Origin of the sequence: Methylosinus sp. H3A (genome assembly GCF_015709455.1) — a bacterium.
In the GTDB taxonomy this organism is placed as follows: domain Bacteria; phylum Pseudomonadota; class Alphaproteobacteria; order Rhizobiales; family Beijerinckiaceae; genus Methylosinus.
In genome coordinates this window covers 3,388,091-3,402,744 of record NZ_JADNQW010000005.1, presented here as the reverse complement: position 1 = coordinate 3,402,744, position 14,654 = coordinate 3,388,091, and the positions used below count along the sequence as shown (strand labels likewise).

General features: G+C 66.2%; 17 protein-coding genes. 10 read left to right on the top strand and 7 right to left on the bottom strand.

Going from position 1 to position 14,654, the window contains the following annotated elements; translation table 11 throughout:
• Nucleotides 1–55: 55 nt before the first annotated feature.
• The gene (ilvD, locus tag IY145_RS18700; protein WP_196409588.1) at nucleotides 56–1,900 is read left to right on the top strand and encodes a dihydroxy-acid dehydratase; all 1,845 of its coding nucleotides are present in this window, start codon (nucleotides 56–58) and stop codon (nucleotides 1,898–1,900) included.
• 217 nt (nucleotides 1,901–2,117) lie between these two features.
• Here the strand turns inward: ilvD and IY145_RS18695 are convergent, their stop codons facing one another.
• Together IY145_RS18695 and IY145_RS18690 are read right to left on the bottom strand one after the other, a co-directional pair.
• The gene (locus IY145_RS18695) at nucleotides 2,118–2,969 is read right to left on the bottom strand and encodes a 23S rRNA (adenine(2030)-N(6))-methyltransferase RlmJ (RefSeq protein WP_196409587.1); all 852 of its coding nucleotides are present in this window, start codon (nucleotides 2,967–2,969) and stop codon (nucleotides 2,118–2,120) included.
• Between the two features lie 3 nt (nucleotides 2,970–2,972).
• On the bottom strand, nucleotides 2,973–3,644 hold the full coding sequence (locus IY145_RS18690; RefSeq protein WP_196409586.1) for a ribonuclease T2 family protein: 672 nt from the start codon (nucleotides 3,642–3,644) through the stop codon (nucleotides 2,973–2,975).
• Nucleotides 3,645–3,799: 155 nt separating this feature from the next.
• Here IY145_RS18690 and IY145_RS18685 point away from each other — a divergent pair, with 155 nt between their 5' ends.
• The 4 genes from IY145_RS18685 to IY145_RS18670 all read left to right on the top strand — a co-directional run bounded on the left by IY145_RS18685 (nucleotide 3,800) and on the right by IY145_RS18670 (nucleotide 6,981).
• Complete coding sequence (locus IY145_RS18685) at nucleotides 3,800–4,309, top strand: hypothetical protein (protein WP_196409585.1); 510 nt, start codon at nucleotides 3,800–3,802, stop codon at nucleotides 4,307–4,309.
• 34 nt (nucleotides 4,310–4,343) lie between these two features.
• Entirely contained in the window at nucleotides 4,344–4,769 is a 426-nt protein-coding gene (locus tag IY145_RS18680) for a hypothetical protein (protein WP_196409584.1), read from the top strand.
• Nucleotides 4,770–4,865: 96 nt separating this feature from the next.
• Nucleotides 4,866–6,206, top strand: coding sequence for an SGNH family hydrolase (locus IY145_RS18675; RefSeq protein WP_196409583.1), 1,341 nt, complete (start codon nucleotides 4,866–4,868; stop codon nucleotides 6,204–6,206).
• Nucleotides 6,207–6,369: 163 nt separating this feature from the next.
• Nucleotides 6,370–6,981, top strand: a complete 612-nt coding sequence (locus tag IY145_RS18670; RefSeq protein WP_196409582.1) for a L,D-transpeptidase — start codon at nucleotides 6,370–6,372, stop codon at nucleotides 6,979–6,981.
• Nucleotides 6,982–7,037: 56 nt separating this feature from the next.
• On the opposite strand, the gene IY145_RS18665 is transcribed toward IY145_RS18670, so the two are convergent.
• The 3 genes from IY145_RS18665 to IY145_RS18655 all read right to left on the bottom strand — a co-directional run bounded on the left by IY145_RS18665 (nucleotide 7,038) and on the right by IY145_RS18655 (nucleotide 9,717).
• Nucleotides 7,038–7,229, bottom strand: coding sequence for a hypothetical protein (locus IY145_RS18665; protein WP_196409581.1), 192 nt, complete (start codon nucleotides 7,227–7,229; stop codon nucleotides 7,038–7,040).
• Nucleotides 7,230–7,237: 8 nt separating this feature from the next.
• Complete coding sequence (locus IY145_RS18660; RefSeq protein ID WP_196409580.1) at nucleotides 7,238–8,656, bottom strand: glutamate synthase subunit beta; 1,419 nt, start codon at nucleotides 8,654–8,656, stop codon at nucleotides 7,238–7,240.
• Between the two features lie 173 nt (nucleotides 8,657–8,829).
• Nucleotides 8,830–9,717, bottom strand: a complete 888-nt coding sequence (locus IY145_RS18655) for a branched-chain amino acid aminotransferase (RefSeq protein WP_196409579.1) — start codon at nucleotides 9,715–9,717, stop codon at nucleotides 8,830–8,832.
• A gap of 480 nt (nucleotides 9,718–10,197) precedes the next feature.
• Between IY145_RS18655 and IY145_RS18650 the strand changes: the two genes are divergently transcribed.
• The 3 genes from IY145_RS18650 to IY145_RS18640 are packed head-to-tail and all read left to right on the top strand — an operon-like array spanning nucleotide 10,198 to nucleotide 12,904.
• Nucleotides 10,198–10,764: a MarR family transcriptional regulator gene (locus IY145_RS18650; RefSeq protein ID WP_196409578.1), complete on the top strand. Its 567-nt coding sequence runs from the start codon at nucleotides 10,198–10,200 to the stop codon at nucleotides 10,762–10,764.
• The gene (locus tag IY145_RS18645; protein WP_196409577.1) at nucleotides 10,761–11,540 is read left to right on the top strand and encodes a response regulator; all 780 of its coding nucleotides are present in this window, start codon (nucleotides 10,761–10,763) and stop codon (nucleotides 11,538–11,540) included. Before IY145_RS18650 ends, IY145_RS18645 begins: the two co-directional genes overlap by 4 nt.
• Nucleotides 11,537–12,904, top strand: a complete 1,368-nt coding sequence (locus tag IY145_RS18640; protein WP_196409576.1) for an ATP-binding protein — start codon at nucleotides 11,537–11,539, stop codon at nucleotides 12,902–12,904. Before IY145_RS18645 ends, IY145_RS18640 begins: the two co-directional genes overlap by 4 nt.
• A gap of 4 nt (nucleotides 12,905–12,908) precedes the next feature.
• Here the strand turns inward: IY145_RS18640 and IY145_RS18635 are convergent, their stop codons facing one another.
• On the bottom strand, nucleotides 12,909–13,121 hold the full coding sequence (locus IY145_RS18635) for a hypothetical protein (protein WP_196409575.1): 213 nt from the start codon (nucleotides 13,119–13,121) through the stop codon (nucleotides 12,909–12,911).
• A 57-nt stretch (nucleotides 13,122–13,178) separates the two neighbouring features.
• Entirely contained in the window at nucleotides 13,179–13,874 is a 696-nt protein-coding gene (locus tag IY145_RS18630) for an alpha/beta hydrolase (RefSeq protein WP_196409574.1), read from the bottom strand.
• A gap of 156 nt (nucleotides 13,875–14,030) precedes the next feature.
• Here IY145_RS18630 and IY145_RS18625 point away from each other — a divergent pair, with 156 nt between their 5' ends.
• Nucleotides 14,031–14,222: a hypothetical protein gene (locus IY145_RS18625; RefSeq protein ID WP_024879734.1), complete on the top strand. Its 192-nt coding sequence runs from the start codon at nucleotides 14,031–14,033 to the stop codon at nucleotides 14,220–14,222.
• Between the two features lie 109 nt (nucleotides 14,223–14,331).
• A complete protein-coding gene (locus IY145_RS18620; protein ID WP_196409573.1) occupies nucleotides 14,332–14,646 on the top strand; it encodes a hypothetical protein in 315 nt (104 codons plus the stop codon).
• Nucleotides 14,647–14,654: the final 8 nt, after the last annotated feature.

Here is a 14,654-nt window from a genome sequence, read left to right as displayed (position 1 = left end):
TGCTCCTTGGGATAGTTCATCTGCGACACGCCCCAAAAATAGAAGAGAGCCGCCCATGCCGCCGTTCCGCTCCCGCACCACCACCCATGGACGCAATATGGCGGGCGCGCGCGGCCTGTGGCGCGCCACCGGCATGAAGGACGGCGACTTCGGCAAGCCGATCATCGCCATCGCCAATTCCTTCACGCAATTCGTGCCCGGCCATGTGCATCTGAAAGATCTGGGCCAGCTCGTCGCCCGCGAGATCGAGAAGGCCGGCGGCGTCGCCAAGGAGTTCGACACGATCGCCGTCGATGACGGCATCGCCATGGGCCATGACGGCATGCTCTATTCCCTGCCCTCGCGCGAGATCATCGCCGACAGCGTCGAATATATGTGCAACGCCCATTGCGCCGACGCTCTCGTCTGCATCTCCAATTGCGACAAGATCACGCCCGGCATGCTGATGGCCGCGCTGCGGCTGAACATCCCCACCGTCTTCGTCTCCGGCGGGCCGATGGAGGCCGGCAAGGCCACGCTGCATGGTGAGAGCCATGCGCTCGACCTCGTCGACGCCATGGTCGCGGCCGGCGACGACAAGGTCAGCGACGCCGACGTCGCCGTCATCGAGCGCTCGGCCTGTCCGACCTGCGGCTCCTGCTCCGGCATGTTCACCGCCAATTCCATGAACTGCCTCGCCGAGGCGCTGGGCCTCGCCCTGCCCGGCAACGGCACTGTGCTGGCGACGCACGCCGATCGCGAACGCCTCTTCGTCGAGGCCGGCCATCTCATCGTCGATATCGCCCGCCGCTGGTACGAGCAGGACGATTCCAGCGTGCTGCCGCGCTCCATCGCGAAGTTCGAGGCTTTCGAGAATGCGATGACGCTCGACATCGCCATGGGCGGCTCCACCAACACCGTGCTGCATATTCTCGCCGCGGCCTATGAGGCGGACGTCCCCTTCACCATGGAAGACATCGACCGACTGTCGCGGCGCGTGCCCGTGCTCTGCAAAGTGGCGCCGAGCGTGCCCGACATTCATCTCGAGGATGTGCATCGCGCCGGCGGCATCTACGCCATTTTGGGAGAGCTCGCGCGCGCGGGCCTGCTGCATACCGACTTGCCGACCGTCCATTCGGCGACGCTCGGCGAAGCGCTCGCGCGCTGGGACGTGCGCGTCTCCAACAGCGAGAGCGTCGCGACCTTCTTCCGCGCAGCGCCCGGAGGCGTGCCGACGCAAGTGGCCTTCAGCCAGAGCCGTCGCTTCGACGCGCTCGATCTCGATCGCGAGAAGGGCGCCGTGCGCGACGCCGCCCACGCCTTTTCCAAGGACGGCGGCCTCGCCGTGCTGACCGGCAATCTGGCGCAGGACGGCTGCATCGTGAAGACGGCGGGTGTCGACGACTCCATTCTGAAATTCGCTGGCCCGGCGCGCGTGTTCGAGAGCCAGGACGCCGCGGTGGACGCGATCCTCGGCGGCAGAATCGTCGCCGGCGATGTGGTGGTGATCCGCTATGAGGGGCCGCGCGGCGGGCCGGGCATGCAGGAGATGCTCTATCCGACGAGCTATCTGAAATCGAAAGGCCTCGGCAAGGCCTGCGCGCTCATCACCGATGGACGTTTTTCCGGCGGCACTTCGGGCCTCTCCATCGGCCATGTCTCGCCGGAGGCGGCCGAGGGCGGCCTCATCGGCCTGGTGAAGGAAGGCGACCGCATAGAGATCGACATTCCGGCGCGCTCCATCCGCCTCGCCGTTTCCGAGGACGAGCTGGGGAAGCGCCGCGCCGCGGAAGAGGCCCGCGGCAAGGACGCCTGGAAGCCGGCCGCGCGCGCCCGCAAAGTGTCGAAGGCGCTTCGCGCCTATGCGGCCATGACCACCAGCGCCGCGCGCGGCGCCGTGCGCGAGGTTCCAGAAGAATAAGCCGCACCGTCATTGCGAGCGGAGCGAAGCAATCCAGAGCCGCGAGGCGATTCCTGAATTGTTCGGCGCTGCGCAAAACGCCTTCGCGTCAACTATCCATCGTCCGCCGTCATCACGAGGAGCGAAGCGACGAAGCGATCCAGGGGCCGCTCGACGGCCCTAGATTGCTTCGCTTCGCTCGCAATGACGCCTCACATTGGAAGAAGGACAAGAGGCGTCATTCGCTGCTCACCCATTCGATCTCGCATCCGGCGCCCGGCCCCTGCGCCAGGCGCTCCGCGAGAAAGGCCGAGATCGCCCGCGCCTCCTCCTCGAAGGTGAAAGGCGGATTGACGACGATGAGGCCGGTGCTGCGTAGCTTCGTATCCTCTGCCGCGCCGCCGACGCAAAGATCGAGGCGCAAAATCTTCTTCACGCCGCTGGAGCGCAAAGCGCCGATCAACCAGCGCTGCTCCGCCGCATCCTTGATCGGCCGCCACAGCGCATAAATCCCAGTCGGCCATTTGCGATGCGCCTCGAGAAAAGTCTTCAGCATGCGCTCGGTCTCGTCGCGCTGCTCGAAAGGCGGATCGATCAGCACGAGCCCGCGTCGCTCCTTCGGCGGCACGAAGGCGAAGAGGCCGACATAGCCGTCGAGATGGATGGTTTTCACGCGCTTGTCGCGCGCGAAGCGCGTCTGAAGCGCTTCGAAAGCGTCGGGCCGCAATTCGCAGAAGACGGCGCGATCCTGCGCGCGCAAGAAGCGCGTCGCGATCAGCGGCGAGCCGGGATAGAGCGCCGGCCGTCCCTCGGCGCCGAGCGGTCCCACGACATCGAGATATGGCGCGAGCAAATCGCGCGATCGCGCATCGGCGCCAGAGAGATCGGCGAGCCGGCCTATGCCGCCGCGCCATTCGCCCGTGCGCTCGGCCTCGTCGGCGGAGAGGTCGTAAGCGCCCTCCCCCGCATGCGTGTCGATGACGCGGAACGGCGTGTCCTTGCGCGTGAGATAGAGGAGAAGCCGCGCCAGCAGCGCATGCTTGAACACATCGGCGAAATTGCCGGCGTGGAACCCATGGCGATAATTCATCGTCTACAAAGGCGCCGGCACGGAGATTTCGCCGGCGCGACACGCGCCGCGCACGATCTCGGGACAGGGGCGGAACTCGCGCAGATCGCGCGAGAAGCAAACGCGCACATCCTGCAGCGCGCCCTTGCGGCAGGTGACGGCGAGCATGCCCGGCCGCAGCCGCGGATTGGCGGCGATAAAGGCGCGCTGAATATCGAGGGGCGCGAAGCTCTGCGCCTCCCTCGGCCGTTCGAAAAGCCGTGGGATTGTCACGCTCTCGGTGGCGCGGCGCACATCGGCGAAATAATCGGTCGGGCTCTTGCCCGAGCAGCGGCCATGCTTGCGCCATTCGTATCGCGCCAGCCCCTCGTCGGGATAGACGCCGGCGACATGCTCGAGCGCCATGCGCGAGGGTGTCGCGGCGCCGTCGCAATCGCTCGGAAAGCCATGCTCATATTGCGGCCACAGGCCATGGGTGACGAAGCCTTTGCCGAGGCCGGGCTCGCATTGCGCGCGATATTCGCGGCCGCCGCCGCTCTCGCAAAAGGCCGGCGACCAGGAGAGCGTCAGCACGTAGAAATCGAAGCCGCCCGCGCCTCCGCGCGTCTCCAGCTCCGATTGCGCCATGACGCCCGCCGGCGTGAAAAGCGAGACCAGCGCCGCTACGGCGCAGACCAGGGACCATTGCACGAACATCCGCCGCTCCGAAAAACCGTTGCGCGAGTGATGCCGGAGCGCGAGGCTTCGCGTCAAGCCGCAGCGAAAGGGGCCGGCGGCGTTGACACACCCTACTTATTCACTAGGATATTGCCGAAATCACGGGGAAGGACCGCATGAGGAGCGTAACTCGCATGATCTGCGCAGCCGCGGCGCTGCTCGGGCTCGCCGGATCGGCGGCGGCGAGGCCGGCCTGCGTCTTTCAGGACGCCGCGCTGCGCGGCGACGCCGGAAGCGGCGAGCATCTCATCGGCGTCATACCGGCTTTGTCGCCCATCGTGCTCGTGCGCCAGGGGCCGAAGTGGAGCATCGTCTCCTTCGACGGCGAGACGGGCTATGTCCAGACGCGGCATCTGACGCCCTTCGGCGGCCCGGCCGATCCACCGAGCTGGCGGCAATCGCCGTCACCCAATCAGACGCTGCTGCGCGAGATCGACCCGCTGTTCGGCGATTCGGCCTTGCGCCTCGCGCGTGGCTCGGCTCTCGGCTTCTATAATTACTTCAGCGGATTCCGGCGCTCGGCCTGGACCGACCGCACCGGCGCCCGCGTCGCCGAGGCGCGAGCTTCGGAAAATCCCTGCCTCGCCGCCCTGCGGCAGGCCGAGCGCTATGTCGCGACAAAACCGTCGCGCCGCGCCAATTGAGCCCGATGCGGCGGGCCTTCCGAGGAGCATGACGATGAGCCAAGAGTGGGAATATCAAATCCGGCTGAACATCAGCGATGACTTTGCCGAAATCGCCCGCACCGATCCGCAGAATGCGGCGATCGCCCCGATCGCCGCGATTTTGGCGAAGCATCATGCGGCGCTGAGCAATCAGTTCGACGCTTTCGTCAATTACGTCACCGAGGCGGAGAAGCAGGGCGTCGAGCATTTCCCGCTCTACAAATGGACCAAGGCGACGATCGAGGATCCGGTCAAAAAAGCCAAGCACGTAAAATCCTTCTCCATCTATGTCGAAGGCGAGGAGGTCTATCCCAAGGCTGCCGCGGACGCGCTCGAGGCCGAACTTGCGCCTTTGGTGGGCAGCGGCGTGGTGGAGAAGCTCTCCAAGCACGACACCAACCCAGAGAATAATCCGCAAGCGCCCGCGCATTTGCGCTGAGGCGAAAGCGAGACTGTGGAGCCGTCGCGAGCGATTGCGCGCCCCTCAGCGGGGCGCCGGATCGCTTTGCCGCCGGGGCCGCGCTATATTGGCGGCATGCGCAGCCTGCCCCGCTTCTTCGGCCTATTCGCGATCCTTCTCTTCGCGCTGCTCATCGGCGGCGCGGAAAGCGCCCATGCGCAAGACCCTGTCGCGGATTTCTTTCAAGGCCTGTTCGGCGGCCGCCCGCATGCGCGCCCGCAGGCTCACCCGCCCGCGCGCGAGACCGGCCGCATGCGGCGGCTCGTGCCGCATCGCGAATATGGCGCGCCGGCCTATTGGCACGGCCAGAGCAAGGCCGCCAAAAAGGACAAGACGCAAAAGCCCGAGGATCCCAACGCCCCGCCGCCCTTCCAGGTGGCGGTGATCGGCGACAGCCTGGGCCAGATGCTGGCCGATGGTCTCGAGGAGGCCTATTCGGATCGATCCGACATCCGCATCCTGCACAAGGCCAAGGACAGCACGGGCCTCGTGCGCGAGGACTATTTCGACTGGCCGAAGGCGGCGCGCGAGCTGCTCGCCGGCGGCGACAAGATCGACATGGCCGTCATCATGATCGGCTCCAATGATCGACAGGCCATTCACGAGGGATCAGAGACGATCGAGACGCTGTCGCCGCGTTGGCGCGAACGCTACGCTCAGCGCGTGGAAAGCGTGCGGGCCGCCTTCCGCGAGAAGAAGATTCCGCTCGTCTGGGTCGGCCTGCCGGTCACCAAGAGCGAGCATTTCGCCGCCGATATGGCGAAGTTCAACGACATCTACCGGCAGGCGGCGGTGCAGGACAGCGCGCCTTTCATCGATATTTGGGAGGCTTTCGCCGACGAGCGCAACCAATATCAGGCCTTCGGCCCGGATATAAACGGGCGCATCGTCAAGCTGAGATCGGCGGACGGCGTCCATTTCACCGATGTCGGCGCGCGCAAGCTCGCCCATTTCGTCGAGGGCGATATCAAGCGCCTCTTCGACACGCGCCATCCCGCGCCCGACAGCGCCCCGGCCGAAGCCTCCCAGCCGCCCGCCGAGGAGCCCGCGGCAGGCGCGGCCGCTGTGGCGCCGCCGGTCCAGATCATCGCCCCGAGCGGCCCAACTCCGGCGACCGCGCCGACGCTGCCGGACCGTCCCGCCATCGGCCCCCTGCAGTCGCTGACGACGACCGTCGCCGCCGATGGAGAGCTGGCGCGGCGTGGAAAATCGCCCTCCTCCGCCGGAGAGGAGGCCCGCGCCGCCGCCGCGCGGGCGCTCGTCGATCATATTTTCGTCGAGGGCGGCGAGCAGCCGAGCCAGCCGGGCCGCGCCGACGACTTCTCCTGGCCGAAGGGCCGGGCCAAACCGGCGGAGACTCCGGCGCCGGCGCCCGCGGCCGCGGCCGCCGCATCCTCGGCCGCCGAGGCGCGCTGAGGCGCCTCACGGTTTCGCTCGAAATGCGCGAAAACCGTCAATTCCGCATTCAATTCATGTCGAATGAAGCGCGGCGGCGCGGCGCTCGCGAGGGAACAGGCGCCCCTGTGAAGCATTTTTCTCCCGCTCGAAGGGCCCGAGGGCCTCGAAGGGAGTATCTGTCATGTCGTTTCGTCGTTCTTCTCTTTCCGTCACGCTCGCGCTGGCGTTCGGCTGCGCCGCGCCCGCCGCGCAGGCTTTCGAAAATCCGTTCGCTTTCCTGTTCAGCGGACGCTCGGTCGCGAGCGCTCCGTCCTCCTCCGACGGTCAACTCTCCGGCGAATATTCGTCGACGCGCTCCGTCGTCTCCGACCCGACCCGTCAGCGGCCGGGAACGATCACCGTCGACACGCAAAATCGCTTTCTCTATCTCTCCATGAACGATGGGCAGGCGATCCGCTATGGCGTCGGCGTCGGCCGTCCCGGCTTCACCTGGCGCGGCCAAACGCATATCGGCCGCAAGGAGTCCTGGCCGGCCTGGACGCCGCCCTCCGCCATGCTCCACCGCCGTCCGGATCTGCCGCGGCATATGACCGGCGGCGCCAATAATCCGCTCGGCGCGCGCGCCATGTATCTCTATTCGGGAGGCCGCGACACGATGTTTCGCATCCATGGCTCCAACGAGCCCTGGACGATCGGCCATGGCGTCTCTTCCGGCTGCATCCGCATGCTGAACGGCGACGTCAGCGATCTCTACAATCGCGTGAAGGTCGGCACGCAGGTTCACGTGCTCTGACGAAAAACGCCGGCGCTCGTCTCGCGACGGTCGCCGGCGTCACTTTTCTCGTCGCGTCAGCCGACGCAATTGGCGTTGGTCAGACCGGAGATGATGATCTGAGCGACGACCCAGACGCCGATCAAAATCCAGGCGATGCGCGTTTTCTTCTGCCCATAGAGATAGGCGCCGCCGATCGGCATGGCGAGCAGCACATAGGGCAGAGCCGAATTTCCGATATTGTCGCAGAACCACAAAGCCGTGGGCATGTTACTCCTCACCTCGGTAGATTTGTTTCGCCCATCAGGAAGGCGTCCACCGAGGCGGCGCATTGCCTGCCCTCGCGGATCGCCCATACGACGAGCGATTGCCCGCGCCGCATGTCTCCGCACGCGAAAACTTTCTCGCGTGACGAAAGATAGGATTTGACGTCGGCGGCCACATTGCCGCGCGGGTCCAGCGTGACCGCGAGTTTCTCGAGCAGCCCCTCGCGCAACGGCGAGATGAAGCCCATGGCCAATAGCACGAGATCGGCCTTCAGCGTGAACTCGCTGCCGGGAATGGCCTGCAGCTTGCCGTCGACACGCTCGCAGCGCAGGCCCGTGACGGCCCCGTCGGCCCCCAGAAACTCCCGCGTCAACACCGCGAAGTCGCGCGTCGAGCCCTCGTCGTGCGAGGAGGAGGTGCGCAGCTTCAGCGGCCAGTCCGGCCAGGTGACGAGCTTGGCCTCTTTCTCCGGCGGACGCGGCATGATCTCGAGCTGCGTCACCGAAAGCGCGCCCTGACGCACCGAGGTGCCGATGCAATCGGACCCCGTGTCGCCGCCGCCGATGACGACGACATGCTTGCCGGAGGCGAGGATCGGCTCATTGGTGACGAGCGGCTCGCCAGAGACGCGGCGGTTCTGCTGCGGCAGGAAATCCATGGCGAAATGCACGCCGCGCAATTCGCGCCCCGCAATGCCGAGATCGCGCGGCTGCTCGGCTCCGCCGGACAGAATGACCGCGTCATGCTCGCCGACGAGCCTGTCCGCGTCGAGATCGACGCCGACATTGACGTTGTAATGGAAAGCGACTCCCTCGGCCTCGAGCTGCGCGACGCGGCGATCGATGAGATGCTTCTCCATTTTGAAGTCGGGAATGCCATAGCGCAGCAGACCGCCGGCCTTGGCGAATTTCTCATAGACATGCACGTCATGGCCGACGCGCGCGAGCTGCTGCGCGGCGGCGAGCCCGGCCGGGCCGGCGCCGACGACGGCGATGCGCTTGCCGGTCTTGGACTTGGGCGGCTCGGGCAGAACCCAGCCCGCCTCGAATCCGCGGTCGACGATCGCGCATTCGATCGTCTTGATCGTGACCGGCTGGTCGACGAGGTTGAGCGTGCAGGAGGCCTCGCAGGGCGCAGGGCAGACGCGGCCGGTGAACTCAGGGAAGTTATTGGTGGAGTGGAGATTGGCGAGCGCGCGGCGCCAGTCGCCGTGATAGACGAGATCGTTCCAGTCCGGGATCTGATTATTGACCGGGCAGCCATTGTGGCAGAACGGAATGCCGCAATCCATGCAGCGCGCCGCCTGATTGCGCGTCGCCTCCTCAGAGAGGGCGATGACGAATTCGTCATAATGGCGGATACGGTCGGCGGCCGGCTTATATTTGCGGTCCTGCCGGTCGATTTCCAGAAAACCCGTGACCTTTCCCATACCTCGCCAACCCCTCGGCCCTTCGCCTCATTCGCGCCTTCGAGGGATTTTTTACCACGAAGACACGAAGGACACGAAGCAAATCGTCTCGGAAGCCGCTCTTTCGGCGCATCCGCTCGTCACGTTTCGCCGCGCGAGAGGCTTTGCCTCCGGCGCTACGGAGTCGGCGGATGTCAGGCGGCGACCGCCTTCGGATTCACTTCGCGCGTATAATCTTCGATCAGCGTGCGCGAGATCGCGCCGGGCGTGAAGCGATAGGGGCCCGCCTCGGCGACCGGCGTGACCTCCGCGCCCGTGCCGCAGATGAAGCATTCGCTGAAGCTCGGCAGCTCGTCCGGCATGATGCGGCGCTCGACCACCTCCATCCCGCGGCGGCGGGCGAGATCGATGACCGTGCGGCGCGTGATGCCGTCCAGAAAACAATCGGCGAGAGGCGTGTGCAGCACGCCGTCCTTCACGAAGAAGATATTGGCGCCGGTGCATTCGGCGACGCGGCCCAGCCAATCCAGCATCAGAGCGTCGGCGTAGCCGCGGCGCTCGGCGCGGTGCTTGGAGATCGTGCAGATCATGTAGAGCCCGGCGGCCTTGGCCAGCGAGGGCGCTGTCTGCGGATCGGGACGGCGATAATCGGCGATGTCCAGGCGAATGCCCTTCATCTTGGCGCCGACGTCGAACATGCTCGGCCAGTCCCAGACCGCGATGGCCACATGGATCGTCGAATTCTGGGCGGCCACCGCCATCATCTCGCTGCCGCGCCAGGCCACCGGCCGCACATAGCAGCTGTCGAAGCCATTGGCCTTCACCACCGCGGCCTTGGCCGCGTCGAGCTCGGCGACGCTATAGGGAATCTCGAAGTCGAGGATTTGCGCGGAGCGCCTGAAGCGCTCCGAATGCTCCGTCGATTTGAAGATGACGCCGCCATAGGCGCGCTCACCCTCGAACACGCTGGAGCCATAGTGCAGCCCATGCGAGAGCACATGGAGCTTGGCGTCCCGCCACGGTATGAGCGCGCCATTGTACCAGATGTAGCCGTCGCGCTGGTCGAAGGGCAAAACCGACATCCGACACTCCGATGAGATCAAGGCGAAAAGAGCCATCCCGGCGGCCGGTCTCGAGCCGGCCTTCTCCAAACCACTAGCCATCGGTCAGAAATATGTCAATATAGCTGACGTATAAGTTCAGGGCTCCGAATTCGTGTCGACGAGCAGACATGTTTGCAGCGTCATGGCCGCGCTCGTCGCGGCCATCCACGCCGCGACGTCTCGGAAGGCTGAGAAAATGAGCGGAACCGCGCAGCCTCTTCTCCCCGCGTATCGCGATGTCCTGGCGTGGACGCCCACGACGAGCGCGGGCATGACGCGGCTGCAGAGGAGTTGTCAACCTGGATTCGGAGCCCTGCGTGTAAGCTCAGGACGATCAACCGACGCCGGAAGAGGCGCTTCGCCCTCCCCCTCAGGCGGAGGTGGAAACGCCTGATATTGCTCGCCCTGTCCGAGGGTTCACGGCTCTTTCGCTTCCACCGACATTTAGCGGTCCCCGACGTGAAGACATCCATCGAACGCAAGCTGCCGCGCCCCGCCTCGACGCAGGCGCTCGTCGGACGCGAGCCCACGCCCGAGAGCGAACCCATGTTCGATCTCATCGAGCTGTTCTTCTTCGCCTATCGCGATTTCGTCGGCGACGCCGACCGGCTGCTCGAGAATTATGAATTCGGCCGCGCTCATCACCGCGTGCTGCATTTCGTCTATCGCCGTCCTGGCCTCGCCATAGCCGCGCTGCTCGATATTCTGAAGATCACCAAGCAGAGCCTCAACCGCGTGCTCAAGCAATTGCTCGACGCCGGCTTCGTGGAGGCGCGCGAGGGGGCGACCGATCGCCGTCAGCGCCTCTTGTTCCCGACGCCCAAAGGCGCGCGTCTCGCCCAGGAGCTCGCGGCGCTGCAATCCGAGCGCTTCCGCCGCGTCTTCGGCGAGCTGCCGCCGGAGGCGCGCGACGCGACGGCCGATTTTCTGCTCGCCATGGTCAACGCCCCCGATCGCGAGAAAGTGCGCGCGCATCTGCCGCCGCGCCGCCGCCGGCGGCAGCTCACCGAAGACGACGCCGCATGAGCGCGCCAGCGCCGCAGCCTGCGGCCGAGCCCGGCCCGCATATTCTCGTCGTCGACGACGACCGGCGCATACGCTCGCTGCTGTCGCGCTATCTCGCCGCGCAGGGCTATCTGGTCAGCGCCGCCGCCGACGCCGTCCAGGCGCGCGCGCGGCTCGCCGACATGACCTTCGACCTCATCGTCCTCGATGTGATGATGCCCGGCGAGAGCGGACCGGAATTCGCGCGCAAATTACGTAGCGCGGCGGAGCCTTTGCGCTCCTCCCCCATCCTCATGCTGACGGCGCGCGGCGAGACCGCCGATCGCGTGGCGGGGCTCGAGGCCGGCGTCGACGATTATCTCGCCAAGCCCTTCGAGCCGCGCGAGCTCTCGCTGCGCATCGCCAGCATTTTGCGCCGCGCCGGCCGCGCCGCCCGCCCTGCCCCAGAGGTCGCGAGCGTGCGTTTCGGCGCCTTCGGCTTCGATCTCGAAAAGGGCCGATTGCGCGAGCATGGTCGAATCATCCATCTGACGACTCGCGAAGAAGAGATTCTTCGCGCGCTGGCGATGAATGCGGGCGAGATCGTGTCACGGCAAAGGTTGGCGCAGCGCCAGGTCAATGGCAAAGTCGAGACCGCGGGCGAGCGCAGCGTCGACGTCGAGGTGGCGCGGCTGCGCCGCAAGATCGAGGGTGACGCGGGCGGCCCGCGCCATCTGCAGACGATCCGCGGCCGCGGATACAGGCTGTGGGTGGACGCCGTCGTCGGCCCGGACGAGGAATACGGAAAAGCGCAATGACCCACGCCCTCCCCGCCGCGCTCGACGCCCCGCGCCAGCTCTGGCGGCGCTTCGCCGGCTGGCTGCATGCGCGCATGCCCAAGGGGCTCTACGCCCGCTCGCTGCTGATCGTCATCCTGCCGATCGTGCTGCTGCAATCGGCGGTCGCCTATTTCTTCATGGAGCGGCATTGGCAGGCGGTGACCTCGCGCCTCTCCGCCGCAGTGGCGCGCGACGTGGCGGCGCTCATCGATTTCTACGACGCCTTCCCGAAGGGCGAGCATCGTGAAATCCTCCAGCGCATCGCCGGCGAAGATTTGAGCATAGACGTCCATTTCCTGCCCAAGGAGCCGCTCCCGCCGCCCGCAGCCAAGCCTTTCTTCTCGCTGCTCGACCATACGCTTTCGCGGGAATTGTCGCTGCGCCTGCAACGGCCCTTCTGGATCGACACGGTCGGACGCTCCAACATCGTCGAAATCCGCGTCGCGCTCGACGATTCGGTGATGCGCCTGCTCGCCCATCGCACCCAGGCCTATGCGTCCAACTCGGAAATCTTCTTCATCTGGACGGTGATCGCCTCGCTGGTCATCATCGCCATTGCGACGTCATTCCTGCGCAATCAGATCCGCCCGATCCTTCGCCTCGCCCGCGCGGCGGAAGAGTTCGGCAAGGGGCGCGAGATCGCCTTCAGCCCGCGCGGCGCGCGCGAGGTGCGGCAGGCGGGCGCGGCATTTTTGGAGATGAAACGCCGCGTCGAGCGCGCCATGGAGCAGCGCACGACCATGCTCAACGGCGTCTCGCATGACCTGCGCACCATCATCACGCGCTTCAAACTGTCGCTCGCGCTGATCGGCGAAACGACGGAGACGAGCGAGCTGAAGAAAGACGTCGACGAAATGGAGCGCATGGTCGAGGCCTATCTCGCCTTTGCGCGCGGCGACGGCGGCGAGGCGACGGCCGACACCGACATCACCGCGATTCTCGACGAGTTGAAGACCGACACCGAGCGGCGCGGCCTCGGCGCGCGGACGAGCTTCGCCGGCCGCAAGCTCGTCGCCGTGCGGCCCGCGGCCTTCCGTCGCGGCCTCGCCAATCTCGTCGGCAACGCCCAGCGCTATGCGAAAAATATCGTGCTCACCGGCGTCAATGACGGCAAGACGCTCACCATCCACATAGACGATGACGGCCCCGGCATTCCGGTCGAACGTCGGGAGGACGCTTTCCGTCCCTTCTACCGTCTCGACGAGTCGCGCAATCAGGATGAGAGCCATTCCGGGCTCGGCCTCGCCATCGCCCGCGACATCATGCGCTCGCATGGCGGCGAGGTGACGCTCGAGGGCGCGCCGCTCGGCGGCTTGCGCGCGACCGTCACTTTGCCGGTGTGACCGCTCAGCTTTCCGCCGGACAGGGGATTTCTTTCGTCACGCCTTCGAGAAAAGCCTTCATGCCGCAATTGGCGCGCAAGGGGCCGAGCTTTTTATTGCCCTCCCAGGTCAAGAAGGTGACGATCCCGCGTGGATTTATGGCGATCACCTTGTATCGCTCGGGGCTGCGCGTCGCATAGCATTTGCCTTCCTTTATGTCCTCGGCGGTCAGGGCCATGATCTGATCTCCTTTCGCAATGAGCGTGCCCTCGTTCCGCAAGAGCCATGCCACGCGTCAATGGGCCTCGTGATCATGATCATGATCGTCGTGGTCGTGATCGTGGTCGTCCGCAGCCCCGCCCTTCTTGTGAACGACATGCTCGGTGAGGAAGTCCCCGGCGGCGATCACTCCGTCGTCGTCCATCGCATGGGCGAGACCCTTGCGCGTCATCGACCAGACGCGGGCGCCCTGCGCCGTGAGAGCGGCCTTGGTCTCGCGCGCCGAGGCGAGCGGCGCGGCCTCGTCGGCGTCGCCATGGATCAGCAGCACGGGCGGCGCGCCATCCGCGCCGACGGTCGGCGACGCGCCATAGGGGCCGCCCGAAAAGGCGACGATCGCCGCCGCGGGGCCGGGCCGCGCGAGGCCGGCGAGCAGCGCCAGCGTCGCGCCCTGCGAGAAGCCGACCAGCGCCAGATGCGAGGGCGGCAGGCGACGCTTGGCGAGCGCCTCGTCGAGGAACCGGACGAGCGCCGCGAGGCCCTTGGCGAGCCCATCGGGATCGGCCGCATCGAACCAGCTCCGAACGCCATCGGCGCCGGCGGGCGCCTCGGCGGCGAGAAATTCGGCCTTGGGCATTGTCGGCGCCCAATTGAGCGCATGATCGACCATCGACTGGCCGTCGGCGCCCTCCCCATGCAGCAGCACGACGAGAAACGCGGGTTTTCCGCAGGATAGAGCGGCCAGCGCCGGCCCTTCGACAATATCGGTCATGGGGTTGCTCCGCGTCAGCGCCGGCGTCCCGCCGGCCGCAGGAGAGGTTCAATAAGCGTGCCGAGGCTCTGGCGCCCAATCTGCTTCGCGTAAAGCGCGCCGGGGACGGACCGGCGCACCGTGAGAACCAACGCAAAGCAACAGGAGGAGGACCGCGTGGCGGACTACAAAGTGACGGTCGAGGAGCAGGCCGACGGAAAATGGGCCTGTTTCCTGCACGTGCCGGGTGAGGAGCCGTATAATCTCGGCAAGTCGTTCAAGAGCGAGGATCGCGCGGACGCCTGGCTGACCGTCGGCGAAGCGACGACGGCGATCGATATGGCGGTGGCCAAGCTCACCAAGAAGTGAGCGAGCGGTAAGGGCCGCGACGCGCGCCTGTCGGATATCCGACAGGCGTTCCCGGCCCTTCGTCCATTTTATCCCGCGCCGGAGCCGCGCGCAGCAAGGAGCGAAAACAATGGCGGTTGATTTGAAGGGCGAGTGGACCGACGCCGATATAGCGAAGCTCATCGGCTCGGTCGTCGACGATCGCGACTGGCGCCTCGAGGTCGCCGCGGACGGAATCGCCTCGCTCGTCGACAAGACGGCTCATCCGACCGACGACGCCTATGACAATCAGCTCCACTGCTTCCTCGAGACCTGGATGCAGGGAACGGATTTCGTGGGCCCTTCGGCGGCAGGCGACAAGGAGCTCGTCGGCAAGGTCGCCAAGGCGCTGCGCGAGAATTATCCGACGCTCAAGGGACCGAAATTCGTCTACGTGTCCTTGTGACCGTTCAC